The 23315-nt window shown below is 66.5% G+C and carries 23 protein-coding genes; 7 read left to right on the forward strand and 16 right to left on the reverse strand.

Annotation, left to right across the window (positions count from 1 at the left end):
* Positions 1 to 49: 49 nt before the first annotated feature.
* From rpoE to VSR71_RS01280, 10 genes are all read right to left on the reverse strand, one after another.
* On the reverse strand, positions 50 to 649 hold the full coding sequence (rpoE, locus tag VSR71_RS01235; protein ID WP_012353313.1) for an RNA polymerase sigma factor RpoE: 600 nt from the start codon (positions 647 to 649) through the stop codon (positions 50 to 52).
* 111 nt (positions 650 to 760) lie between these two features.
* The gene (locus VSR71_RS01240; protein WP_342912142.1) at positions 761 to 1234 is read right to left on the reverse strand and encodes a hypothetical protein; all 474 of its coding nucleotides are present in this window, start codon (positions 1232 to 1234) and stop codon (positions 761 to 763) included.
* A gap of 52 nt (positions 1235 to 1286) precedes the next feature.
* Positions 1287 to 2519: a beta-ketoacyl-ACP synthase II gene (gene fabF / locus VSR71_RS01245; protein ID WP_342912143.1), complete on the reverse strand. Its 1233-nt coding sequence runs from the start codon at positions 2517 to 2519 to the stop codon at positions 1287 to 1289.
* A 190-nt stretch (positions 2520 to 2709) separates the two neighbouring features.
* Positions 2710 to 2949: an acyl carrier protein gene (gene acpP, locus VSR71_RS01250; protein ID WP_008644813.1), complete on the reverse strand. Its 240-nt coding sequence runs from the start codon at positions 2947 to 2949 to the stop codon at positions 2710 to 2712.
* A gap of 181 nt (positions 2950 to 3130) precedes the next feature.
* Positions 3131 to 3880: a 3-oxoacyl-ACP reductase FabG gene (gene fabG / locus VSR71_RS01255; RefSeq protein ID WP_133095531.1), complete on the reverse strand. Its 750-nt coding sequence runs from the start codon at positions 3878 to 3880 to the stop codon at positions 3131 to 3133.
* A gap of 48 nt (positions 3881 to 3928) precedes the next feature.
* Positions 3929 to 4858 carry an ACP S-malonyltransferase gene (gene fabD / locus VSR71_RS01260; protein WP_342912144.1) on the reverse strand — a complete coding sequence of 310 codons (930 nt, stop codon included), beginning with the start codon at positions 4856 to 4858 and terminating at the stop codon, positions 3929 to 3931.
* A gap of 78 nt (positions 4859 to 4936) precedes the next feature.
* Positions 4937 to 5917 carry a beta-ketoacyl-ACP synthase III gene (locus VSR71_RS01265; protein WP_342912145.1) on the reverse strand — a complete coding sequence of 327 codons (981 nt, stop codon included), beginning with the start codon at positions 5915 to 5917 and terminating at the stop codon, positions 4937 to 4939.
* A gap of 52 nt (positions 5918 to 5969) precedes the next feature.
* Positions 5970 to 7049 (reverse strand): phosphate acyltransferase PlsX, encoded by a 1080-nt coding sequence (gene plsX, locus VSR71_RS01270; RefSeq protein WP_342912146.1) that lies wholly within the window; start codon positions 7047 to 7049, stop codon positions 5970 to 5972.
* A gap of 163 nt (positions 7050 to 7212) precedes the next feature.
* A complete protein-coding gene (gene rpmF / locus VSR71_RS01275; protein WP_029046300.1) occupies positions 7213 to 7392 on the reverse strand; it encodes a 50S ribosomal protein L32 in 180 nt (59 codons plus the stop codon).
* 117 nt (positions 7393 to 7509) lie between these two features.
* On the reverse strand, positions 7510 to 8100 hold the full coding sequence (locus VSR71_RS01280) for a DUF177 domain-containing protein (protein WP_342912147.1): 591 nt from the start codon (positions 8098 to 8100) through the stop codon (positions 7510 to 7512).
* A gap of 195 nt (positions 8101 to 8295) precedes the next feature.
* Between VSR71_RS01280 and VSR71_RS01285 the strand changes: the two genes are divergently transcribed.
* On the forward strand, positions 8296 to 8895 hold the full coding sequence (locus VSR71_RS01285; RefSeq protein ID WP_342912148.1) for a Maf-like protein: 600 nt from the start codon (positions 8296 to 8298) through the stop codon (positions 8893 to 8895).
* Positions 8896 to 8911: 16 nt separating this feature from the next.
* Positions 8912 to 9643, forward strand: coding sequence for an SAM-dependent methyltransferase (locus tag VSR71_RS01290; protein ID WP_342912149.1), 732 nt, complete (start codon positions 8912 to 8914; stop codon positions 9641 to 9643).
* Positions 9644 to 9708: 65 nt separating this feature from the next.
* Here VSR71_RS01290 and VSR71_RS01295 read toward each other — a convergent pair whose 3' ends face one another.
* From VSR71_RS01295 to VSR71_RS01310, 4 genes are read right to left on the reverse strand one after another with little or no spacing between them, the layout of a single operon-like run.
* Positions 9709 to 10884 carry a S49 family peptidase gene (locus VSR71_RS01295; RefSeq protein ID WP_342912150.1) on the reverse strand — a complete coding sequence of 392 codons (1176 nt, stop codon included), beginning with the start codon at positions 10882 to 10884 and terminating at the stop codon, positions 9709 to 9711.
* Between the two features lie 55 nt (positions 10885 to 10939).
* On the reverse strand, positions 10940 to 11338 hold the full coding sequence (locus tag VSR71_RS01300) for a Rieske (2Fe-2S) protein (protein ID WP_342912151.1): 399 nt from the start codon (positions 11336 to 11338) through the stop codon (positions 10940 to 10942).
* On the reverse strand, positions 11331 to 11990 hold the full coding sequence (locus tag VSR71_RS01305; protein ID WP_342912152.1) for an HAD-IA family hydrolase: 660 nt from the start codon (positions 11988 to 11990) through the stop codon (positions 11331 to 11333). The genes VSR71_RS01300 and VSR71_RS01305 overlap by 8 nt, the downstream gene beginning before the upstream one ends.
* A 30-nt stretch (positions 11991 to 12020) precedes the next feature.
* Positions 12021 to 13025, reverse strand: coding sequence for an RluA family pseudouridine synthase (locus VSR71_RS01310; RefSeq protein WP_342912153.1), 1005 nt, complete (start codon positions 13023 to 13025; stop codon positions 12021 to 12023).
* Positions 13026 to 13839: 814 nt separating this feature from the next.
* On the opposite strand from VSR71_RS01310, the gene VSR71_RS01315 reads away from it, so the two are divergent.
* From VSR71_RS01315 to VSR71_RS01335, 5 genes are all read left to right on the forward strand, one after another.
* Positions 13840 to 16959: an Rne/Rng family ribonuclease gene (locus tag VSR71_RS01315; protein ID WP_342912154.1), complete on the forward strand. Its 3120-nt coding sequence runs from the start codon at positions 13840 to 13842 to the stop codon at positions 16957 to 16959.
* A 215-nt stretch (positions 16960 to 17174) separates the two neighbouring features.
* Positions 17175 to 18299, forward strand: coding sequence for a GTP 3',8-cyclase MoaA (moaA, locus tag VSR71_RS01320; RefSeq protein ID WP_342912155.1), 1125 nt, complete (start codon positions 17175 to 17177; stop codon positions 18297 to 18299).
* 18 nt (positions 18300 to 18317) lie between these two features.
* Positions 18318 to 18917: a molybdenum cofactor guanylyltransferase MobA gene (gene mobA / locus VSR71_RS01325; RefSeq protein WP_342912156.1), complete on the forward strand. Its 600-nt coding sequence runs from the start codon at positions 18318 to 18320 to the stop codon at positions 18915 to 18917.
* 29 nt (positions 18918 to 18946) lie between these two features.
* Entirely contained in the window at positions 18947 to 20251 is a 1305-nt protein-coding gene (gene moeA, locus VSR71_RS01330; protein WP_342912157.1) for a molybdopterin molybdotransferase MoeA, read from the forward strand.
* 182 nt (positions 20252 to 20433) lie between these two features.
* A complete protein-coding gene (locus VSR71_RS01335; protein WP_029046288.1) occupies positions 20434 to 20715 on the forward strand; it encodes a hypothetical protein in 282 nt (93 codons plus the stop codon).
* 79 nt (positions 20716 to 20794) lie between these two features.
* Here VSR71_RS01335 and rmuC read toward each other — a convergent pair whose 3' ends face one another.
* Both rmuC and VSR71_RS01345 read right to left on the reverse strand, forming a co-directional pair.
* Positions 20795 to 22282 carry a DNA recombination protein RmuC gene (gene rmuC / locus VSR71_RS01340; protein WP_342912158.1) on the reverse strand — a complete coding sequence of 496 codons (1488 nt, stop codon included), beginning with the start codon at positions 22280 to 22282 and terminating at the stop codon, positions 20795 to 20797.
* 35 nt (positions 22283 to 22317) lie between these two features.
* Positions 22318 to 23313, reverse strand: coding sequence for a D-glycerate dehydrogenase (locus VSR71_RS01345; RefSeq protein WP_342912159.1), 996 nt, complete (start codon positions 23311 to 23313; stop codon positions 22318 to 22320).
* Between the last annotated feature and the right edge of the window lie 2 nt (positions 23314 to 23315).

The following is a 23315-nucleotide window of genomic DNA, read 5'->3' on the forward strand; positions in this document are numbered from 1 at the left end:
TGGCCGCACGACATTGTTCCTTGCTACCGAACTACTACCACCGGAACCACTACCACCGCTTGCCCTCTGCCGTTCCCAGCAGCGGACGCAATCTTTCGGCAATCGCCTCGCGCGCACGGAAGATCCGCGAGCGCACCGTGCCGATCGGACATCCCATCGCCTCCGCGATTTCCTCATAGCTGAGGCCCTCGATCTCGCGCAGCGTGATGGCGGTCCGCAATTCCTCCGGCAGTGCTTCCATCGCGCGGTTCACCGTCTCGGCAACCTGGCGCGTGTGGAGCATCGACTCCGGCGTATTGATATCCCTTAGTTGCTCACCGTCCGCAAAAGTTTCAGCCTCTTCCGCATCGATGTCGCTCGACGCTTCCGGGCGGCGGCCCTGGGTAGCCAGGTAGTTCTTGGCCGTGTTGACGGCGATCCGGTACAGCCACGTGTAGAAGGCCGACTCCCCGCGAAACTGGGGCAAGGCGCGATATGCCTTGATAAAGGCATCCTGCGCCACATCCTCGACTTCGGCGGGGTCCCTGACCAGGCGCGAAATCAGGCGAATGATCTTCCGATGGTATTTGGTCACCAGAAGTTCAAAGGCCCGCTTGTCGCCCTGCTGGACGCGTTCAACTAGGAGCTGATCGGCTTCGCGTTCGCTCACGTATGGCTCACCTGCAGTGTATCTCTTGGCTTGGTCGTCACGACAAACGTTGTATTTTACCTACGATTCTCCGCCCGCCCCGTCGAGCAACGCGCATCCTGTGACCGTGAATTAACAATTTCGTTCCCGTGTGGACGTGTCGGGTTGCACCTTCAGTGCAACTCTAGCGGCCCGCTGCAACCGCCGCGAGAGTTCCAGCGACACGGCTTGGCAGGGAAGGAAGACGGCGCCCGGCAGGCCAGGCGCACGGGAAGCAAGGCGCAAGACAGCGATGCCGCCCGCCTGCCAGAACCCGCTCACCACGACTTCGTGGCGGCTGGCGCCAAGCGCTTCAATACGGACCCGCAGCGGCCCTTTGCCATCGGGCGCCGGCAGCAGCGCCGTGCAGCGCCAGCGCAGGGCACGCACCCATCGGCGCCAGCTGCGCAAAATCGGCACGCCGGCGGCGACGGCCGGCAGCGCCAGCGCGGCATGCCACCACATCACGCCGGCGGGGCTGGCGGCAACGGCGTCAGCCAACGCTGACGCGAGCAGCCCCACCGCAGCCGCTTCACCGGCGCAGAACAGGAACAGGGCCCACCGCAAGGGGTGGACCCTGTCCTGGCGCAGCCCGCGCAGGGCCCGCCTCAACCACGGATCAGACGCGGCGGAAGACAAGCGTGCCGTTGGTACCGCCGAAACCGAAGTTGTTCTTCACCGCAACGTCGATCTTCATCTCGCGCGCCGTGTTGGCCACGTAGTCCAGGTCGCATTCCGGATCCTGGTTCTCGATGTTGATCGTCGGCGGCGACACCTGGTTGTGCACGGCCAGCACGGTGAAGACCGATTCCAGGCCGCCGGCGCCGCCCAGCAAGTGGCCGGTCATCGACTTGGTCGAGTTCACCACCATCTTGTAGGCCTGGTCGCCGAACGCTGCCTTGATGGCATCGGATTCGTTCTTGTCGCCGAGCGGCGTCGAGGTGCCATGCGCATTCAGGTAATGGACCTGGTCCGCATTGATGCCGGCGTCCTTCAGCGCGTTGACCATGCAGCGGCGCGGGCCGTCCATGTTCGGCGCGGTCATGTGGAACGCATCGCCGCTCATGCCGAAGCCGATCAGCTCGGCATAGATGCGCGCGCCGCGCGCCTTGGCCGACTCGTACTCTTCCAGCATCATCACACCAGCGCCCTCGCCCAGCACGAAGCCGTCACGGTCCTTGTCCCACGGGCGCGAGGCTGCGGCCGGATCGTCGTTGCGGGTCGACAGCGCGCGGGCCGCGGCAAAGCCGCCGATACCCAGCGGCGACACCGTCGACTCGGCGCCGCCTGCCAGCATGGCATCGGCGTCGCCGGCCTGGATCAGGCGAGCGGCCAGGCCAATGCTGTGCAGGCCGGTCGTGCACGCGGTCACGGCAGCCAGGTTCGGGCCCTTGATGCCGTGAATGATCGACAGGTGGCCGGCAATCATGTTGATGATCGAGCCCGGCACGAAGAACGGCGAAATGCGGCGCGGACCTCGCTCGGTCAGCACCGCTTTGGTGTCTTCGATCATCGGCAGGCCGCCGATGCCCGACCCAACCAGCACGCCGATGCGCTCGGCGTTGGCTTCGGTCACTTCCAGGCCGCTGTCCTTCAGGGCCTGCGTACCCGCGGCGATGCCGTAATGGATAAACGTATCCATGTTGCGGGCTTCCTTGGCCGGGATGTAGTCCTCGGCATTGAAGCCCTTCACTTCACCGGCGAAATGCACGGAAAGCGCGGAGTGATCGAATTTGGTGATGGTGGCGATGCCGGACTTGCCGGCTACCAGGTTGGCCCAGCCTTCGGCAACCGTGTTTCCGACCGGAGACACAAGGCCAAGCCCAGTGACGACGACGCGACGACGGCTCACTATGTTTTCCTACGGGTGCGTGAAGAGGCAACGGAACGACGGATCAGCCTGCCGCTGGGCCACAGGCGCGGCGGACAGGCGAGTTCCATTCTGCGTCTTCGAACAGACGAAAGCCACAGAAAACAGCAAGGCAAGGCCGCGACGGCCCGCCCACCTGCCTTCTGTGGCTCGGAATTAAGATACGATGGGCTCAGGCCTTGACGTGCGCGGTGGCGTAGTCGATAGCCTGTTGCACGGTCGTGATCTTTTCGGCTTCCTCATCGGGAATTTCCATGCCGAATTCATCTTCCAACGCCATCACGAGTTCAACCGTGTCCAGCGAGTCCGCACCGAGGTCGTTCACGAACGAGGATTCGTTCTTGATGTCTGCCTCGGCCACGCCAAGCTGTTCTGCCACGATTTTCTTGACGCGTTGTTCGATATTGTCCATGTAACCCTCCAGGGAAGTTCGACAAAAAGTGGGCGCATTTTAGCAGGTTTGGGACGACAGAAATGCCGCCTGCCAAGCTTTGCAAGAATCGCGCCCGTTTGGTTCGGAAAACTACGACTTCACTACGGCTTCAGGCAGCTTCTTCCGGCTTCTCGCTGAAAAACCGCCACCTGAAAACCGATTAATTCATGTACATCCCGCCGTTCACATGCAGTGTGGTGCCGGTGATATATGCGGCTTGCGGACCGGCCAGGAAGGCCACCGCGTTGGCGATATCCTCGGGCTGGCCCAGCCGGCCCAGCGGGATCTGCTGCTTGAGCGAAGCATGCTGCTCTTCGGACAGCGCCTTGGTCATGTCGGTATCAATGAAACCCGGCGCGACACAGTTGACCGTCACGTTGCGGCTGCCAATCTCGGCAGCCAGCGAGCGGGTCATGCCAGCCACGCCCGCCTTGGCGGCCGAGTAGTTCATCTGGCCGGGGTTGCCGACCGAGCCGACCACCGAAGTGATATTGATGATACGGCCCTGGCGGGCCTTCATCATCGGGCGCAGCACCGCGCGCGACAGGCGGAAGACCGAGGTCAGGTTGGTCTGGATGACCGCGACCCAGTCCTCGTCCTTCATGCGCATCGCCAGCTGGTCTTGCGTGATACCGGCATTGTTGACCAGCACGCCGATGCCGCCATGGGTCTTCACGATCTCGTCGATCAGGGCATCGCAAGCGGCCGCGTCATTGACGTTCAGTACCGCTCCCTTGCCCTTCAGGCCCTCGGCGCCAAGGTATTCGGTGATGCCGGCGGCGCCGGACTCGCTGGTGGCGGTGCCGATCACGGTGGCGCCCTGGCGGGCAAGTTCCAGCGCGATGGCGCGGCCGATGCCGCGCGAGGCGCCGGTGACCAGCGCAACCTGGTTATCGAGAAGTTTGGTCATGCAGAATGTCCTTTCGTGCTCTTTTGTCCTGGGCTGACTTCCCTGGGCTTACTTCAGCAGGGCCAGCGTGTCCTGCAGCGAGGCCGGATCGAAGATCGCGCCGCCGGTCAGGTTGCCGTCGATACGCTTGGTCATGCCGGCCAGCACCTTGCCCGGGCCGCATTCGATCACATGCGTGACGCCTTCGGCAGCCATCTTCTGCACGCACTCGACCCAGCGCACCGGCGCCGCGGCCTGGCGCACCAGCGCATCCTTGATTGCTTCCGGATCATTCACGATCGCAACGTCAACGTTGTTCACCAGCGGGATCGACGGCGACGAGAACGCCAGCCCGGCCATCCGCTCGCGCAGGCGGTCGGAAGCGGGCTTGAGCAGCGACGAGTGGAACGGCGCCGACACCGGCAGCGGCAGCGCGCGCTTGGCACCCTTGGCCTTGGCGATCTCGCATGCCTTTTCGACCGCGCCCTTGTGGCCGGCGATCACGACCTGCGACGGGGCGTTGAAATTGACGGCTTCGACCACGCCGGCGGCAGCCGCCTCGGCGCACGCGGCGCGGACGTCGTCATCGGACAGGCCCAGGATCGCGGCCATGCCGCCTTCACCCACCGGCACGGCTTCCTGCATGGCCTGTGCGCGGAAACGCACCAGCGGCACCGCGTCGGCAAACGGAATCACGCCCGCGGCCACCAGCGCCGAGTACTCTCCCAGGCTGTGGCCGGCAACCAGCGCCGGCGCCGGACCGCCGGCGTCCAGCCACGCGCGGTAGACCGCCACGGCGGCGGTCAGCATCACCGGCTGGGTATTGGTGGTCAGGTTCAGTTCTTCGGCGGGACCTTCGGCGATCAGGCGACCGAGATCCTGGCCCAGCGCGGCCGAGGCTTCTTCCACGGTGGCGCGCACGACGGCGTTATCCGCAAAGGCATTGAGCATGCCGACCGACTGCGAACCCTGGCCGGGAAATACGAAAGCGAATTTCATCGGATTGGAACCCTTTATGAAACGGGAAACCGGCGCGGCGGTGCGCGGCGTTGGCGCGCACCGGGCACCGGCTGCGAATTACATGCGCAGCAGCACCGCACCCCAGGTGAAGCCGCCGCCGACGCCTTCCATCAGCACGGTCTGGCCCGGGCGGATGCGGCCGTCGCGCACGGCGACGTCGAGCGCGAGCGGGATCGACGCGGCCGAAGTGTTGCCGTGCTCGTGCACGGTGGCGACCATGCGTTCGGCGGGCAGGCCCAGCTTTTTGGCCGTGCCCTGCATGATGCGGATATTGGCCTGGTGCGGAATCAGCCAGTCGATCTGCTCAGGCTGCATGGCTGCCAGCTCCATGGCTTCGCGCGCAACCTTGTCGAGCACGGTGACGGCGAGCTTGAACACGGCCTGGCCATCCATGTGCAGGAATGGGTTACCGGTGATATTGCCGCCCGAGACATTGCCCGGCACGCACAGGATGTCGACGTAGCTGCCGTCCGAGTGCATGGCGCTCGACAGGATGCCGGGCTCTTCCGACGCGGTCAGCACCACTGCGCCGGCGCCGTCGCCGAACAGCACGCAGGTAGTACGGTCGTTGAAATCCAGGATGCGCGAGAACACTTCGGTGCCGATCACCAGCACGTTGCGGTGCGAGCCGCTGCGGATGAACTTGTCGGCCGTGGCCAGCGCGTAGACAAAGCCCGAGCACACCGCCTGCAGGTCGAACGCCGCGCAGTGGTTGGTGATGCCCAGCTTCTGCTGCACCAAGCAGGCGGTGCTGGGGAAGACGAAGTCAGGCGTGGAGGTGGCGACGACGATCAGGTCGATGCTCTGCCGGTCGATGCCGGCGGCCTCGATGGCCTGCTCGGCGGCCTTGACCGCCAGGTCGCTGCTGGTCACGTCGGGCTCGGCCCAGTGGCGCGCCGAGATGCCGCTGCGCGAGACGATCCACTCGTCGCTGGTCTCGATGCCCTTTTCGGCAAGCTGCGCCGCCAGATCATGGTTGGTCACGCGCCGCGGGGGCAGGTAGCTCCCGGTACCGATGATTTTTGCGTACTTGGTCATGTAGTGTCGGATCGTATGGACCGCAGTTCCCGCTGGCAGGCGCGCAAGGCGCTCAGGCGGCGTGGGTACTGGGATGCGCGCTGGGCGCGTCTGTCTCCGGGGCGGTCTGCGCCACGCCAGCGGCGCTGGACTTATCGGCGAAAGCCCGTGCGATACGGGGAATCACGCCATTCTTGGCGGCATCATACCCGCGTTTGATAGCCCATTCAAAAGAATGGGCATCGGCCGAGCCGTGGCTCTTGATCACCAGGCCGCGCAGGCCCAGCAGCGACGCACCGTTGTAGCGCGCCGGATCAAGCCGCTTGGCAAGCCGCGACAGCACCGGCATGGCCACCGCCGCGAGCAGCTTGGTGAACCAAGAGCGGGTGAATTCTTCCTTGATCATGCCGCCGATCATCTTGGCGAGGCCCTCGGTGCTCTTGAGCGCCACATTGCCGACGAAGCCGTCGCAGACGACGATATCGGTCGTTCCCTTGAAGATGTCGTTGCCTTCCACGTTGCCGTAGAAATTGAGCTCGGAAGCGCGCAACAGCTCGCCGGCGCGCTTGACCACCTCGTTGCCCTTGATGACTTCCTCGCCGATATTCAGCAGGCCGACGGTCGGGCGGTCCTTGTGGTCAACCACGGCCACCATGGCCTCGGCCATGCGGGCAAACTGCAGCAGGTGTTCGGGCTCGCAGTCGGCGTTGGCGCCGAGGTCCAGCACGGTGGTGCCCCAGCCTTCCTGGTTCGGGATGGTGGTGGCGATGGCCGGCCGCTCGATGCCTTCGAGCGTTTTCAGCACATAGCGCGATACCGCCATCAGCGCGCCGGTATTACCGGCGGAAATGCAGGCACCGGCACGGCCTTCCTTGACCTGGGTGACGGCCACGCGCATCGAAGAATCCTTCTTCTTGCGCAGCGCCACCTCGACCGGGTCATCCATGGTGATGACCTCGGTGGCCTCGACGATGCTCACACGGGGATGATCCTGCGCATGCAGCTTTTTCAGCTGCGTGCGGATGGCGTCCGACAGGCCCACCAGCACCATTTCGGCATCGTCGTGGCGGGATAGAAAACTGATCGCCGCGGGCACGGTCACGGACACGCCGTGGTCGCCGCCCATGCAGTCGATAGCGATTTTGATCGTCATTGTTCCTGGTACGGATAGCGCGGCAGCGCACACCACGCCCGGCGGTTATCCCGAGCGCCCAACAAAAAAGCGGCAACGATCTTGCCGCTTTTTTGTGTCTGACCGTCTTGTGTCCGACTTACAGGCATGCGCGAGCGAGACGCAATGTCACGCCACGAAGCTATCAGTCGTTCTTGGTCTTGATGACCTTGCGGCCACGGTAGTAGCCGTTCGGGCTGACGTGGTGACGCAGGTGGGTTTCGCCGGTGGTCGGCTCGACGGCCAGCGGGGCGACCGTCAGGTGGTCGTGCGAACGATGCATGCCGCGCTTGGACGGCGACTTCTTGTTCTGTTGAACAGCCATGATGACTCCTTCGAGAATTTTTCAATATTAACACACGCATCCCGCCCAAGGCGTAGCCGGGGCCCGGCCGGATGCTTCAACTACCACCTGCGGAACACGCCATCGGCCCGGTTGGCCTCAGTGCTTGTTCTTCAGGCCGGCCAGCGCCGCAAAGGGCGACGGCCGCTTTTCTTCCTCTGGCTCAGCCTCGGGCTGGGCCTCGCCGTCCGTGCCGGTCACGAGGCTTTCGTGCACCGTCGGGCAGGCGTCATGCTTGGGGGCCACCGGCAGCGCCAGCAGCACTTCATCTTCAATCAGTTCCAGCAGCGAAAAGCGCTTGGAGCCCGCGATCACATCGACTTCGTCGTCGTCCATCGGCGCGGCGTCGGCTGCCTCTTCGCTCTCCACCACCTCGAAGCGCGTAGCCGTATCGATCGGCTCGGCATAAGGCGTCAGGCAGCGCTGGCAATCCAGCCACATCCGGCCCTTGACGGTCACATCGAGGAACAGCCGCCGCGCCACCGGGGCGCCCGGCTCGGCCGCCTCTTCGCGCACGAAGCCGGCAGCCGTGTAGGCAAACGTCTCTTCGGGGGCCGAGGCTGGCGCTTGCGCGGCGGTCTCGGCTAAGATGCGCGGCAAATCCCGCACCGCCACGTCGCCGCTGAGGCTTTCGCTCTTGCGGCAGAACGCGAAGAGATCGAGCGCGCGCAGGTCAATTGGCTGGGTCATGTGCGTGGCTCCCGTCGTATTGCAATGACTGGCTCGCCACATCCCACGCCTGCGCTGACAGCGGCCGCGCACATTGGCGGCACAGCGCCCAAGTGCGGATGCGGCAAAGCGCGCGATTATACGACGTAAACCTTGTGGAGGTCAAAGGTCTTGCCAGGCAAACCTTGCCTCATTCCTGTTACGCTTCAATCACTTATGTATCAAGACCCCCGCCCCAGGCTGATCCTTGGCTCCGGCTCGCCCTACCGCCGCGAGTTGCTCGAGCGGCTGCGCATCCCGTTCGAAGTGGCCACCCCGGACATCGACGAGACCCCGCTCGCCGGCGAAGCGCCGGAGGCTACCGCCCTGCGCCTGTCGCAGCGCAAGGCCGAGGCCATTGCCGCGCGGCACCCCGGTGCGCTGGTGATCGGCTCGGACCAGGTGCTGACGCTGGATGGCGTGCAGATGGGCAAGCCCGGCACGCACGACAAGGCCGTCGCGCAGCTGCGCCGCATGCGCGGGCGCACGGCCACCTTTCATTCGGCGCTGTGCCTGCTTGACGGGCGCAGCGGCAACGCCCAACTGGCCGACGTACAGACGCGCGTGACCATGCGCGATTTGAGCGATGCCGAGATTGAAGCCTACCTGCAGCTGGAACGCCCCTATGACGTGGCCGGCAGCGCCAAGTCCGAAGGGCTCGGCATCACGCTGCTCGCGCGCGTCGAGTCCGACGACCCCACGGCGCTGGTCGGCCTGCCACTGATCGCGCTGACCGGCATGCTGCGCCAGGCGGGCTACCCGCTGCTCGTGGCATGACGCACCGGAGTCAACCATGAGCGGCAATCTTTTCCTGATCCCCAATACCCTCGGCAAGCGCGACGAAGCCGATCCGCTGGTCGAAGTCATTCCCGCCGGCGTGCAGCAGATTGCTGCCGGCCTCGACTACCTGGTCGCGGAGAATGCCAAGACCGCCCGCGCCTTTTTGAAGAAGCTGGGCGAAAGCACCCCGCTGGCACGTCCGATCCAGCAGATCGAGATCCGCGAGCTGAACGTCAACACCCGCGCCGATGCGCTGGCCGAGCTGCTCGCACCGATCCAGGCCGGCCGCGACGGTGGCCTGCTGTCCGAAGCCGGCGTGCCGGCGGTGGCCGATCCCGGCGCCGAGCTGGTCCGGCTGGCGCATGCGCGCGGCATCCGGGTGCGGCCGCTGGTCGGGCCCAGTTCGATCCTGCTCGCGGTGATGGGCTCGGGCCTGAACGGCCAGAGCTTTGCCTTCAATGGCTACCTGCCGGTCGATGCCGGCGAACGCGCGCAGCGGCTGCGCGAGCTGGAACAGCGTTCGCGCAAGGCCAGCCAGACACAGGTGTTCATTGAAACGCCGTACCGCAACGCGGCGCTGCTCGAAGCCATGCGCGAGCATTGCGCCGGCACCACGCTGCTGTCGGTGGCGGTGGACCTGACGCTGCCGACCGAAACCATCGTCACGCTGCCGCTGTCGGCGTGGAAGGCAGACCGGCTCGCGCTGCACAAGCGGCCTGCGATCTTCTCGATGCTGGCGGCCTGAACACGCCAGAAAACGTAGAAAGGGGCGCAAAGGCGCCCCTTTTTCATCTGGGGAATCGCGCCGCCTCAGTGCATGCCCTGCATGCGCGTGCTCCACAGCATGGTCTTCATCGCCGCAGTGCCGACCGCGGCGCCGAAGCGCTTGGCCACGCGCTCGGCAATGTTTTCCTTGACCGTATAGTCGACGATATCCTCGGCCTTGAGCACGTCGCGGGCGACGGAATCGGCGGTCCCCAGCGCATCGGCCAGCCCGAGTTCAATGCTGCGCTCGCCCGACCAGAACAGCCCGGAGAACAGCTCCGGGTCGTCCTTGAGCCGGTCGCCCCGGCCTTCCTTGACCACGCCGATGAACTGCTCGTGGATTTCCTTGAGCATCGTTTCGGCGTAGGCCTTCTGCCTGGGCACCTGCGGCGAGAACGGGTCGAGCATGCCCTTGTTGGCGCCCGAGGTGTACAGCCGGCGCTCCACGCCCAGCTTGTCCATCAGGCCGGTAAAGCCGAAACCATCCATCAGTACGCCGATCGAGCCCACAATGCTGGCCTTGTCGACATAGATCTTGTCGGCCGCCGCGGCCACGTAATAGCCACCTGAGGCGCAGATTTCCTCGATCACCACATAGAACGGCTTGGACGGATAGAGCCCGCGCAGGCGATGGATCTCGTCGTTGATGATGCCGGCCTGCACCGGAGAGCCGCCCGGCGAGTTGATTTTCAGGATCACGCCGGCGGCATTGGCATCGGCGAATGCCGCTTGCAGCGAGGCATTGATCGACTCGGCGCTGGCCGGCGTACCGGCCGCGATCTCGCCCTCCAGCGTCACCATCGCGGTATGGCGGCCGGACGTGTTGATGCCGTCGCCCTTGAAATCGAACAGCGCGATGAAGATCAGCGCCAGCAGGCCCAGCCCGACGAAGCGGAAGAAGATGCGCCAGCGGCGTGCGGCGCGCTGCTCGCGCAGTGATGCCGTCAGCACCTTTTCCAGGACGTCGCGCTCCCATCCGGCCGCGCCCACAGGGCCGCTGTCGCCCGCTCCTGCGCTCCCGGTCATGCGGGCCTTGCGTTCGCGCTGCTCGCGCCGTGCCGCATCGTCGCCAGCCCGCAGTTCGTTTTCCAGCGGATAGTCGGCTTGCTTCGCGGTGACCAGGCGCTCGGTCTCGGGCCGGTTCGCATCATCCTGCCCAGGCTCATGCGATTCGCCCGGTGCTCCCGGTTGACCATTAGGCGGCTTCTGTTCTTCTGTCATGCAACTCGCTCGTGGAAAGCTTGGAAACAGAACGGGCGGCCAGGCCGCCCGTCATTCAGGCGCCGTCCGCCTGGACGGCGGCCCGGTACGGACCTTCAGGGAACCAGAAGACCTGGCCATCGCGCTCTTCGATACGCAGCTTGGCCAGCGCCGCGCCGCGGCAGGGACCGCCGACGCACTCGCCGCTATCCGGTGCATAAACCGCGCCATGTGTGGCGCACATCAAGTATAGGCCCGAGCTATCGAAGAACCGCCCCTCCTGCCAGTCGAGCTCCATCGGCACATGCGCGCACTGGTTTAGGTAGCCATGCGCGGCACCGTCGAAGCGCACCACGAAAGCGCCGATCTCGCGGCTGTCCAGCACCACCGAGAAGCGCACCCCCACGCCGCCCTCTTCCAGGTCTGCCGCGGCGCACAGCCGCACCGCGCCCTGGCCGGCCGTGCTCTCAGGCATGGGCAAGTAGCCAGTCGGTCAGGTCGGCGATCGACGTGGCGCAATGCACCGGCGCCATCGCCCGCAGCGACTCGCCCGGATGTGCACCATAACACACCCCAATGCCCGCAGCACCAGCATTGACCGCCATCTGCAGGTCATGGGTGGTGTCGCCCACCATGACGGTGCGCTCCATGTCCTGGCCCAGCTCGCGCGTCAGCTCTTGCAGCATGGCCGGATGCGGCTTGGAGAAGGTTTCGTCAGCACAGCGGGTGGCGTCGAAGAGTTGCGTCAGGCCGCTGGCTGCCAGCGCGCGCTGCAGGCCGACGCGGGTCTTGCCGGTGGCGACACCGAGGAAATAGTGCTCGCCGCGCAGCACTTCCAGCATCTCTCGCACCCCGTCGAACAGCACCAAATCAGCGTCGCGGGTCAGGAAATGGTAGCGGTAGCGCTCCGCCAGACGCGGGTAGTCGACCGGATCCAGGGTCGGCACGGCGTACGACAATGCATCCTTCAGCCCCAGCCCGATCACATGGCTGGCCGCGCTGTCGTCCGGCACAGGCAGGCCCAGGTCGCGGCTGGCGAGCTGGATGCACTTGGCGATGGTCGGGGTCGAGTCCATCAGCGTCCCGTCCCAATCGAAAACGATCAGGTCAAATTGTTGCCTGGCCATGGTTGTCCTTGTGGCGTTGATTGCGCAGCCCTACTCCGGGGCGCGCAGCTGTCGCAATTGTTGCAGGAATCCGACGCATTCGTCCGGCAACGGTGCCTCGACGGTCAGCGGCGTCCCCGTCGCCGGGTGGATAAACACCAGCCGGTGGGCGTGCAGGAACATGCGCTTGATGCCGGGATTGGCGGCGGAACGCGCCAGCGACTTGTTCAGGGGGAAGTCGCCGTACTTCTCGTCGCCGACGATCGGGAATCCCGAATGGGCCAGATGGACGCGGATCTGGTGCGTCCGGCCGGTCTTCAGCTCGGCTTCCAGCAGGGTAAAGCCGGGAAACGCCTCAATCCGGTTGAATACCGTGTGCGACGCCAGCCCGTCGGCCTGCACCCGCACGCGGCGCTCGCCGTCGGGCGTGGTGTACTTATATAGAGGCAGCTTCACATGCTGGCGGTTGTTCGGGAATTCCCCGGCCACGCAGGCGAAATACCGCTTGTCCATGCTGTTGCCGCGGATCTGCTCATGCAGGTGGACCAGCGCGGAACGCTTCTTGGCCAGCACCAGGATGCCCGAGGTCTCGCGGTCGAGGCGGTGCACCAGCTCGAGGAACTTGGCCTGGGGCCGCGCCTGGCGCAGCTGCTCGATCACGCCGAAGGCAACGCCCGAGCCGCCATGGACCGCCACGCCGGCGGGCTTGTTCACCACCAGCAGCTGCGCATCCTCGAACAGCACGGGAAATTCGCTGGCCGGCACCGGCTGCGCCCCGGCGGAATGAGACGAAGTCGCCACACGCATCGGGGGAATTCGCACCACGTCGCCCGACTGCAGTCGATAAGTGGCATCGATACGCCCCTTGTTGACCCGCACTTCGCCCGACCGCAGGACCCGGTAGATATGGCTCTTGGGAACGCCCTTGGCGACCTTCAGCAGGAAGTTGTCGATGCGCTGGCCTTCGGAGCCTTCGTCGATCGTGACATACGCCACCTGCGGGCTTGCCGGCGCTACATCGGCAGGCTTTTCAATTTGATGGCGTAACTCATTCATTTTCAATATAATTTCCTCGCTGTTCCGGCCGGGGGCCGGCAGCGCAAGACCTGTGTAAGCGATCAATCCCGTGATTAATCTTGGATTGACCGCATTCTACACTTGGGGTCGCCGCCAGCCCGGCCCGTCTTCCGCCCTGCGCCGCTTCATTGCGTGATCCGCGCGGGCGCCAGACGGACAAATGGCAGTAAAGCAGCACGCACGATATCGCCGGCACGCAGGAAGTCGCCCATAGGAGGCTTCGGCGCAGCAGGCGATGACGTGGGAACAGAGTGTTCAGGTAAAACAGAATTTAAGAGTGGATGCCCCTGCCGGCATCCGCTTCGGTGAGAGAAGTCCCGCCTGCACCGGGAAACGGTGCCGGCCGGCAGGCCAGCCTGCCGCCTGACTGGAAATACCGGCGCCCGGTCGCAGAACTCCAAGAAGTAGTAGGTGCGCCCGCCAGGAGATGTCAGGCAGCATCGGCAGCCTTGCCGTGTCCGAAAAATTTGCTCTTTGACGCGTCTAGGCCTTCCGCGGCCCGGCCGCGATGCCGCCGGCGCCGCGCCGGTGCCGGTCATGCCGGCGTTATGCATCGCCTCCGGAACGGGAACGCGCCAGTGTCTGCCAGAGCAGCCGCCGGCGCCCTCTCCCGCCCCACGGACGTTACCCCGACGTCATCGCCTCTCTTTCACCCGCGCCCAGCCGCTCGCCTTTGCGCGAAACGGCGCTTTCCGGCAATTCTCGCGCCTTCGCTCGCTCCCTCGCGTGCTCCATGAATCGCCGCGGAAACCGCTCAGACGGTACAACCGCGGCACCGGAGTGAGGTATTGCGATGAAACGCATGCTGTTCAACGCGACGCAACAAGAGGAATTGCGCGTCGCCATCGTCGACGGTCAGAAGCTGATCGATATCGACATCGAGACTGCCGGGCGCGAACAGCGCAAGGGCAATATCTACAAGGGTGTCATCACCCGTATCGAACCCTCGCTGGAAGCCTGCTTCGTCAACTATGGCGAAGAGCGCCACGGCTTCCTGCCGTTCAAGGAAGTCGCCCGCGCCTTCTTCAAGGAAGGCATCGACGTGCGCAACGCGCGCATCCAGGATGCCCTGCATGAAGGCCAGGAACTGATCGTCCAGGTCGAGAAGGAAGAGCGCGGCAACAAGGGCGCGGCCCTGACCACCTTCATCTCGCTGGCTGGCCGTTACCTGGTGCTGATGCCCAACAACCCGCGCGGCGGCGGTGTGTCGCGCCGCATCGAGGGCGAAGACCGCCAGGAACTGCGCGAGACCATGGCGCAGCTGACCGTGCCGGAAGGCATGAGCATCATTGCCCGGACCGCGGGTATCGGCCGCTCGGCCGAAGAACTGCAGTGGGACCTGAACTACCTGCTGCAACTGTGGAAGGCCATCGACGGCGCCGCCGGCGACAACAAGGCCCCGCTGCTGATCTACCTGGAATCGAGCCTGGTGATCCGCGCCATCCGCGACTACTTCCAGCCGGATATCGGCGAGATCCTGATCGATACCGACGAGATCTACGAACAGGCCCGCGCCTTCATGAGCGTGGTGATGCCTGACAACATGAACCGCGTGAAGAAGTACCGGGACGACGTGCCCCTCTTCTCGCGCTTCCAGATCGAGCACCAGATCGAGTCGGCCTACTCGCGCATGGTCATGCTGCCGTCCGGCGGCGCCATCGTGATCGACCACACCGAGGCGCTGGTCTCGGTGGACGTGAACTCGGCCCGCGCCACCAAGGGCGCGGACATCGAGGAAACCGCGCTGCGCACCAACCTCGAAGCCGCCGACGAAATCGCCCGCCAGCTGCGCCTGCGCGACCTGGGCGGCCTGATCGTGATCGACTTCATCGACATGGAGTCGGGCAAGGCCCAGAAGGACGTGGAAACGCGCCTGAAGGACGCGCTGCGCCACGACCGCGCCCGCGTGCAGATGGGCAAGATCAGCCGCTTCGGCCTGATGGAGCTGTCGCGCCAGCGCCTGCGCCCGTCGCTGTCGGAGGGCTCGCACATCACTTGCCCGCGCTGCAACGGCACGGGCCATATCCGCGATACCGAATCGTCCGCCCTGCAGGTGCTGCGCATCATCCAGGAAGAGGCGATGAAGGAAAACACCGCCGCCATCCACTGCCAGGTGCCGGTGGAGGTCGCCGCTTTCCTGTTGAACGAGAAGCGCCAGGAAATCAACCTGATCGAGCTGCGCTTCAAGGTCAACGTGCTGCTGATCCCGAACAAGCACCTGGAAACGCCGCACTACAAGCTGGAGCGCCTGCGCCACGACGACCCGCGCCTGGAAGACAGCACCGCCAGCTACAAGATGGCCGAGGCCGCCGCCAAGGAACTGGAAGCCGATACCAGCTACAGCAGCCGCCGCAAGGAAGAAGCCAAGCCGCGCCAGGAAGCGGCGGTCAAGGGGATCACTCCGGAGCAACCGGCTCCGGTCTCCGTGCCGCGTCCGGAGCGCGCCCCGCGCCCGGAAGCTGCCCCGGCAGCTCCGCCCGTCCCTGCCACCAAGCCGGTGGAAGCCGGCGGCTTTATCGCCTGGCTGAAGGGCCTGTTCGGCGCGCGTCCGGCGCCTGCGCCGGTGGTTGAGCCGGCCAAGCCGGTGGCTGCCGCAGAAAGCCGAGGTGGCGAAGGCCGCCGCGAGCGCGGCCAGCGCGGCGAAGGCCGTGGCCAGCGCGGCGAGCGCGCCGAACGTGGCGAGCGCGGTGAACGCACCGAGCGTACCGAGCGCGGTGAGCGTGGCGAGCGCCAGCCTCGCGGTCAGCGTGCAGAGCGTGGTGAGCGTGCCGAGCGCCAGCAAGGCGAGCGCGGCGAACAACGCGAAGGCCGTGGCGAGCGCCAGGGTCGCCAGCCGCGCCAGCAGGACGGCCTGGCCACTCCGGCCGTCGCCCGCCAGACCGAAGCCGCCCAGGGTGAACGTGCCCAGGGCGAGCGCGCCGAAGCCCGTCAGGAAGGCCGCCGCGAACGCGGCCAGGAACGCCGCGAGCGCCAGCGCGATCGCCAGCGCGAACGCAGCGACCTGCGTGAAGCCGAGGCCGGCGAAGCGCCGCAGCCGGAAGCCGTAGCCGCCGCCCAGGCGCTGGGCGTGCTGCCGCAAGCCGCCGCTGACGAAGTGCCGGCCGTGCGCGCCGAATTGCCGGAAGGCGCAGAAGGATTCGCCGAGACCGCCGAGGGCGAAGAGCGCCGCCGCCGTAACCGCCGTGGCCGCAACCGCTATCGCCGCGAGCGCGACGAAGCCGGCCAGGGCACGCAAGGTGAAGACGAAGCCGCTCTGGAAGGCGCTGCCGAAGCCGCCGAAGGCATCGCTCCTGTGACCGCCGAGGCCGCCGAGGCGACCCCGCTAGCCGCGCCCCAGGCCACACCGCAAGCCGAACCGGCACCGCAGGCAGCTGTTGCTGTTGCCGCCGCGGAAAGCGTCGAAGCAATCCGCATCGCCGTGCCGGAAGCCGTGACGCCCGCCCCCACCGCTGAACCGGCACCGGCACCGGTAGCCGCACCCGTGGCCGAAACCGCCCCGGCCGCCGTGGCCGTGCAGGCGGAAGCCGCCGCAGCCGTAACCGAGGCGATCGCCGCCGAAGCCGTGGCCGAGCCGGTCGTGGCCGCAGCCGTGGCACCCGCCCCTGCCGTGGCCGCACCCGCTGCGGAACCGGTTGCCGCACCAGCCCAGGTCGCCCAGGTGACCCATGCCGCACCGGCAGCAGCCGCTGCGCCGGTCGCGATGGAAAGCCTCGAGCCGATGCTTGCTGGCGCCGGCCTGCAATGGGTCCACACCGATGCCGACAAGCTGCGCTCCGCCCAGGAAGCCGCTGCCCGCATCGTGCCTGCGCCGCGCGTGCCGCGCGAGCGCAAGCCGCTGCCGCCACTACCCCAGGGTCCGATGATCCTGGTCGAGACCGGTCGTCGCGAAGTGGACACGGCGTCGCAGCAGTAAGCCTGCCCGGGTGCCCCCGCTGGCACCCGCATCGTTGCAGAAGGGACAGCCGTGGCTGTCCCTTTTTTCATGTACGGGAAATCCACGCGATTCGCGGGATTGCGGCTCCCCGGGCGCCCACTCGGCTAGAATGGCAGCAAATGCATCAGGGCTCCCGGAGTCCCCCGGCCTGGCCTCGCCAGGCCACTCGCCGGAGCAGCGCCCACCCACAGGCCATGACCGAATCCGTCATTCCGATCTTCGACCTGCGCGACCATCGCTACCATTCGATGACGCCGCGCATCCCCGGCAAGCTGGAGCCGCCCACCGGCTTGGTGGCCGACACCCGCGGCCGGCCGCTGCATGACCTGCGCATTTCGGTGACGGACCGCTGCAACTTCCGCTGCGTCTACTGCATGCCGAAGGAAGTGTTCGACAAGGACTACACCTTCCTGCCGCACTCGGAACTGCTCAGCTTTGAAGAAATCGAGCGCACCGCGCGCCTGTTCGTCGCGCATGGCGTCGAGAAGATCCGCCTGACCGGCGGCGAGCCACTGCTGCGCAAAAACATCGAGCACCTTGTCGAGATGCTGGCAAAGATCGAGACTGTCTCTGGCAAGCCGCTCGACCTGACACTAACCACCAATGCCTCGCTGCTGGCGCGCAAGGCGCGCTCGCTGCGCGACGCCGGCCTGACGCGCGTCAGCGTCAGCCTGGACGCGATCGACGACGCCACCTTCCGCCGCATGAACGACGTCGACTTCGCCGTTGCCGACGTACTGCACGGCATCGAGACCGCGCAGGCCGTGGGCCTGGCGCCGATCAAGGTCAACATGGTGGTCAAGCGTGGCACCAACGACCAGGAAATCGTGCCGATGGCGCGCCATTTCCGCCACAGCGGCATCATCGTCCGCTATATCGAATTCATGGACGTCGGCGCCAGCAACCACTGGCAGATGGACGAGGTGCTGCCCTCGGCCGAGGTCGTGCGCCGCATCGATGCCGAGTTTCCGCTGGAACCCGTGCAGGCCAACTACACCGGCGAAACCGCCGAGCGCTGGCGCTACCGCGACGGCAGCGGCGAAATCGGCGTGATTTCCAGCGTTACCCATGCCTTCTGCGGCGATTGCAGCCGCATCCGGCTGTCCACCGAAGGCCGCCTTTACCTGTGCCTGTTCGCCACCGAGGGCTACGATCTGCGCGCGCTGCTGCGCGGCGGCTACAGCGACCTGGAGATCTCGAACGCGATCGCGCAGGTGTGGCTGGGCCGCACCGACAACTACTCCGAGCAGCGCGGCGACCCGGCGGTGCGCCAGGCACGGGCCGAGCGCAAGATCGAGATGTCCTATATCGGCGGCTGAACCCGCCGCCGCACCTTCATGATTGCACGCGACGACATCACCGGCCTGATTCTCGCAGGCGGCAGGGGCAGCCGCATGGGCGGCACCGACAAGGGGCTGCAGCCGCTGCACGGCACGCCCATGGCGATGCATACGATGATGCGCCTCGGCCCGCAGGTCGGCGGCCTGATCATCAACGCCAACCGCAATCTGGCGGCCTATGAATCGTTCGGCGTGCCGGTCTACACCGACTCCTTGCCCGACTTCGCCGGGCCGCTGGCCGGCATGCTCGCGGGGCTGGAACAGTGCGGCACATCCTGGATGGTGACCGCGCCATGCGATTCGCCTTTCCTCCCCACCGACCTCGTGGCGCGGCTGTCGCAGGCCATCGAGTCCGAGGGCGCGGAACTGGCGATCCCTGTGACGCTGGATGAAACCGGCAAGCGCCAGACCCAGCCCGTGTTCTGCCTGATGCCGGTCAGCGCGCTGGACAGCCTGGTAGCGTATCTTTCGGGCGGCGGCCGCAAGATCGAAACCTGGGCCGCCTCGCACCGGCTGGCCGAGGTGATGTTCGACGATGCCGCGGCCTTCGCCAATATCAACACGCTGGACGAACTGCGCACGCACGAAAGCCGCTAGTCGCCGCAACCACCCGCCGCCGAGCCACCATGCCTTCCCTGCAATCCGTCATTTCCTGCCTGTCCGACTATGATCCCACCGCGCTGCCGGTGGACCAGGCCAACCGCATCATCGGCGAGGTGGTGGAGCCGGTGCGCGGCATCGAACAGCTGCCGATCCGCAGTGCGCTCGACCGCGTGCTGGCCGAAGACATCGTCTCGTCCATCGATGTGCCGGCCCATGACAACTCGGCCATGGACGGCTATGCCTTCCGCAGCGAAGCGCTCGCCGCCGCGCAGACTGACATGGTCGAACTGGAAGTGATCGGCAGCGCCTTCGCCGGCGGCGCCGGTGCGCTCGCGCCCACGGCCGTGCAGGCGGTACGCATCATGACTGGCGCGGTAATGCCGGCCGGCTGCGACACGGTGGTGCCGCAGGAATTCGTCGAAACGTTGGCCGACGGCGCACGTATCCGCTTTGCCGCCGACTGCGTGCGTGCCGGCGACAACCGCCGCCTGCGCGGCGAAGACTTGGCGCGCGGCCAGGCCGCGCTGCCGGCCGGCCGCATCGTCCAGCCCGCCGACCTGGGCCTGCTGGCCTCGCTGGGCATTGCCGAAGTGCGCGTGCGCCGGCGCCTGCGCGTGGCCTTCTTCTCCACCGGCGATGAACTGCGCTCGATCGGCGAGCCGCTGGAGGCTGGCTGCGTCTACGACTCGAACCGCTATACGCTGCACGGCATGCTGCGCCGGATGAACGTCGAACTCCTCGACATGGGCGTGGTGCGGGACGACCCGGAGGCGCTGGAAACGGCTTTCCGCACTGCCTGCGAAAGCGCCGACGCGGTCATCACCTCGGGCGGCGTCTCGGTCGGCGAGGCCGACTACACCAAGCAGATCATGGCGCGCCTGGGGGATGTCACCTTCTGGAAGATCGCCATGCGCCCGGGCAGGCCGATGGCGTTCGGTCGTATCGGCCGCGGCGAGGGCCGGGAGGACCGGGATTCGGCGCTGCTGTTCGGGCTTCCGGGCAACCCCGTCGCGGTGATGGTCACTTTCTACCACTTCGTGCGGGCGGCGCTGCACCGGCTGATGGGTGCCAGCGTGCCGCCGCTGCCGCTGCTGCAAGTACGCAGCGCGCAGGCGATTCGCAAGAAGCGCGGCCGCACCGAATACCAGCGCGGCATCCTGGGCCGGGCGGCTGACGGGCAGTGGGAAGTGCGCATTACCGGCCAGCAGGGTTCGGGCGTGCTGCGCTCGATGAGCGAGGCCAACTGCTTTATCGTGCTTGGCCACGAGCAGGACTCGGTCAAGGCCGGCGATCCGGTCGGGGTCATGCTGTTCGACGGGCTGATCTGAGCGTCGCAACGGGCCGGCCGCCTGGCTGCGGCCGCAATGTGTCGCATTTGTGCCGCACATTTGCCGCCGTGACGCCTCCGGCGCTTGGCTTTCGGCCGCGGCGCGGGCAGCAGACTATGCTTGGGGTCGGGCAGTCGCTACACTTGGCGCACGATTCAGCAACAATCAAGTTATCCCCAGTCATGAATCAGGAGATCGCCTACCTCCACCCCGTAAAGACCGCCCGCGCGCTGGTGCTGGTCTACCTGTGCTTCTCCCTGCCGATCGTCTCGCTGGGCCTGTTCGTTACCTTTATCCGCTACGGCGACCTGCCGGCGATCACGGTCTTCAGCGCGATCATCCTGAATGCGCTGATCGGCTTCGGCCTGCTGTGGCTGGCGTGCAAGGCCTACAACTGGGTGGCCGCCCGCTTTGGCGGCATCGAAGTCCACGTGCGCGAGCTGGCGCCGGAAGACGACCGCTGAACCCTCGCTGATTACGGGCCGGCAGGCTGCCGGCCCGCCGGCCTCGCCCGCCCCGCGGGCCTTCCCTGCTCCGGCGCGCTCAGCCGCCGCTGTCGTCCGGCGTCTCGGCCGTTTCCACCCCGTTAAGTCCCAGCAACTGCTGCGCGGCATCGCCCGGCAGCGCTTCCACCGTCCGCAGCTTGCGCGCCATCTGGCGCGTGCGCACCTCGGCCTGCTCGATATTGCGCGCCGCGCGCTCGAGCGTGTCGCGGGTCTTGGCCAGAACGTCGCCGAACTTGCCGAATTCGGTCTTGACCGCGCCGAGCACCTCCCACACTTCGCTCGAGCGCTTTTCCAGCGCCAGCGTCCGAAATCCCATTTGCAGGCTGTTCAACAGCGCGGTCAGCGTGGTCGGGCCCGCCACGGTGACACGGTAATTTCGCTGCAGCAGGTCGGTCAGGCCGGGGCGCCGCAGCACTTCGGCGTACAGTCCTTCGGTCGGCAGGAACAGGATGGCAAAATCCGTGGTCTGCGGCGGCGCCAGGTACTTCTCGGCAATGGTCTGCGCCTCGCGCCGCAACGCAACTTCCAGTTCGCGGCCAAAGGCGATGACGCCCTCCGGGTCACCACGCTCCTGGGCATCGACCAGTCGCTCGTACTGCTCCTTGGGAAACTTGGCATCGACCGGCAGCCACACTGGCGCGCCGCCGTCCCCACCGCCGCCCGCGGCCTTGCCGGGCAAGCGGATGGCAAATTCCACCCGGGCACCGGAGTTGCGCACCGTTTCGACATTCTTGCCGTACTGGTCCGGCGTCAGCATCTGTTCCAGCAGCATCTCAAGCTGGACTTCGCCCCAGGTGCCGCGCGACTTCACGTTGGTGAGCACCTTCTTCAGGTCGCCAACGCCCTGCGCCAGCGCCTGCATTTCCCCCAGCCCGCGATGCACCTGCTCGAGGCGGTCCGAGACCAGCCGGAACGACTCGCCCAGGCGCTGCTCCAGCGTCGCATGCAGTTTCTCGTCGACGGTGCGGCGCATCTCCTCCAGCTTGGCCGCGTTGTTGGCCTCGATGTCGCGCAGCTTCTGCTCCAGCGTGGCGCGCACTTCTGCCAGCCGGCGCTCGTTGGCTTCGGACATCTGCGCCAGCTGCTGCTGCAACCCGTCGCCGAAGCGGCGCAGCGCCCCCGCCTGTTCGTCGCGCGCCTGCTGGCCTTGCAGCATCAGGTGCTGGCGTACGTGCTCGAGCTGCTGCGTGTTGGACTCGGTCAGCTTGGCGAGCTGCTGCGCGAAGGTGTCGATCTGGTTGTTCTGCAGCGTGGCGATGCCGGTCAGCTGCGACGACAGCGCCTGCTGGAAGCGCAGCATCTGCTGTGCCGACTCGTCGCGATTGCCGCGCGCGGCCTCGGCTACGTCGGTGCGGACCTCACGCTCCACGCGCTCCATGCCGCGCGCCCCTTCGACACGCAAATCGGCAAGCTGACGGGCCAGCTCGGCGCCGGGAGAGGCGGCCTGCTGGCGCAACAGCACAATCACCAGCAGGACGACCGCGAGCAGCGCCACGGCCAGCGTCAGGTACGGAATCAAGGACATGCAGCAACAGGTTAAGCGACGGACAACCGCGCGCCTCAGCGGCGGTTCGGCATGACTTCAGGGTTGATCACGGTAGGCGGATGGCCGGCCTGCGGGCCCTGGTCGAGCGCGGCGATCAGGTTATCGGCGGCCAGCATCGCCATGGCGCGGCGGGTCTTTTCCGACGCGCTGGCGATATGCGGCGTCAGCACGACGTTGGGCACCGTCAGCAGGTCCGGATGGACCTTGGGCTCGCCCTCGAACACATCCAGCCCGGCGCCGAAGATGCGCTTGTCGCGCAGCGCCTGCGCCAGTGCGGCGTCGTCGACGATACCGCCGCGCGCAAGGTTGACCAGCGTTGCCGTCGGCTTCATCAGCGCCAGCTCGGCAGCGCCGATGGCATGGTGGCTCTGCGGGCCATAAGGCAGCACCAGCAGCAGGTGGTCGGATTGGCGCAGCAGGTCCTCCTTGCTGACATAGCGGGCATTGAGCGCGTGCTCGGTGTCCGCCGGCAACTGGCTGCGGTTGTGGTACAGCACGCTCATGCCAAACCCGCTGGCACGGCGCGCCAGCGCCTGGCCGATGCGGCCCATGCCCAGGATGCCGAGCGTGCTGCCGTACAGGTCCATGCCGACCAGCATGTCGTAGCTCCAGCGCTGCCACTTGCCGGCGCGCAGGTAGTGCTCGGACTCGGTGACGCGGCGCGCGGTGGCCATCAGCAGCGCCCAGCCGAAATCGGCGGTGGTCTCGGTCAGCACGTCGGGCGTGTTGGTGGCGACGATGCCCGCGGCGGTCAGCGCCGGCACGTCGAGATTGTTGTAGCCGACGGCCATGTTGCACACCGCGCGCAGCGACGGCAGCGCAGCGACCACGTCCGCGTCGATGCGGTCGGCGGCGTTGGCCAGCACGCCGGCCTTGCCAGCCAGCCGCGCCATCAGCGCGGCGGCATCAAGCACCGCGTCCTGCTGGTTGTCGTCGACATCGAAATACTGCGCCAGGCGCTCGATCACTTCGGGATAGATGGCGCGGGTGACAAGGACGGACGGCTTCATGG

Origin of the sequence: Cupriavidus oxalaticus (genome assembly GCF_038900635.1) — a bacterium.
GTDB classification, from domain to species: Bacteria; Pseudomonadota; Gammaproteobacteria; order Burkholderiales; family Burkholderiaceae; genus Cupriavidus; species Cupriavidus oxalaticus_B.

Excerpts from the sequence above, each read along its gene's own strand:
- fabG (WP_133095531.1), bottom strand. The coding sequence starts at position 3,880 with ATGACCAAACTTCTCGATAACCAGGTTGCGCTGGTCACCGGCGCCTCG.
- VSR71_RS01305 (WP_342912152.1), bottom strand. The coding sequence starts at position 11,990 with ATGGCCAGGCAACAATTTGACCTGATCGTTTTCGATTGGGACGGGACG.
- VSR71_RS01300 (WP_342912151.1), bottom strand. The coding sequence starts at position 11,338 with ATGCCTGAGAGCACGGCCGGCCAGGGCGCGGTGCGGCTGTGCGCCGCG.
- mobA (WP_342912156.1), top strand. The coding sequence starts at position 18,318 with ATGATTGCACGCGACGACATCACCGGCCTGATTCTCGCAGGCGGCAGG.
- VSR71_RS01345 (WP_342912159.1), bottom strand. The coding sequence starts at position 23,313 with ATGAAGCCGTCCGTCCTTGTCACCCGCGCCATCTATCCCGAAGTGATC.
- VSR71_RS01310 (WP_342912153.1), bottom strand. The coding sequence starts at position 13,025 with ATGAATGAGTTACGCCATCAAATTGAAAAGCCTGCCGATGTAGCGCCG.
- plsX (WP_342912146.1), bottom strand. The coding sequence starts at position 7,049 with ATGACGATCAAAATCGCTATCGACTGCATGGGCGGCGACCACGGCGTG.
- VSR71_RS01265 (WP_342912145.1), bottom strand. The coding sequence starts at position 5,917 with ATGACCAAGTACGCAAAAATCATCGGTACCGGGAGCTACCTGCCCCCG.
- moaA (WP_342912155.1), top strand. The coding sequence starts at position 17,175 with ATGACCGAATCCGTCATTCCGATCTTCGACCTGCGCGACCATCGCTAC.
- VSR71_RS01280 (WP_342912147.1), bottom strand. The coding sequence starts at position 8,100 with ATGACCCAGCCAATTGACCTGCGCGCGCTCGATCTCTTCGCGTTCTGC.
- rmuC (WP_342912158.1), bottom strand. The coding sequence starts at position 22,282 with ATGTCCTTGATTCCGTACCTGACGCTGGCCGTGGCGCTGCTCGCGGTC.
- acpP (WP_008644813.1), bottom strand. The coding sequence starts at position 2,949 with ATGGACAATATCGAACAACGCGTCAAGAAAATCGTGGCAGAACAGCTT.
- VSR71_RS01315 (WP_342912154.1), top strand. The coding sequence starts at position 13,840 with ATGAAACGCATGCTGTTCAACGCGACGCAACAAGAGGAATTGCGCGTC.
- VSR71_RS01295 (WP_342912150.1), bottom strand. The coding sequence starts at position 10,884 with ATGACAGAAGAACAGAAGCCGCCTAATGGTCAACCGGGAGCACCGGGC.
- rpmF (WP_029046300.1), bottom strand. The coding sequence starts at position 7,392 with ATGGCTGTTCAACAGAACAAGAAGTCGCCGTCCAAGCGCGGCATGCAT.
- VSR71_RS01285 (WP_342912148.1), top strand. The coding sequence starts at position 8,296 with ATGTATCAAGACCCCCGCCCCAGGCTGATCCTTGGCTCCGGCTCGCCC.
- fabD (WP_342912144.1), bottom strand. The coding sequence starts at position 4,858 with ATGAAATTCGCTTTCGTATTTCCCGGCCAGGGTTCGCAGTCGGTCGGC.
- moeA (WP_342912157.1), top strand. The coding sequence starts at position 18,947 with ATGCCTTCCCTGCAATCCGTCATTTCCTGCCTGTCCGACTATGATCCC.
- VSR71_RS01335 (WP_029046288.1), top strand. The coding sequence starts at position 20,434 with ATGAATCAGGAGATCGCCTACCTCCACCCCGTAAAGACCGCCCGCGCG.
- VSR71_RS01290 (WP_342912149.1), top strand. The coding sequence starts at position 8,912 with ATGAGCGGCAATCTTTTCCTGATCCCCAATACCCTCGGCAAGCGCGAC.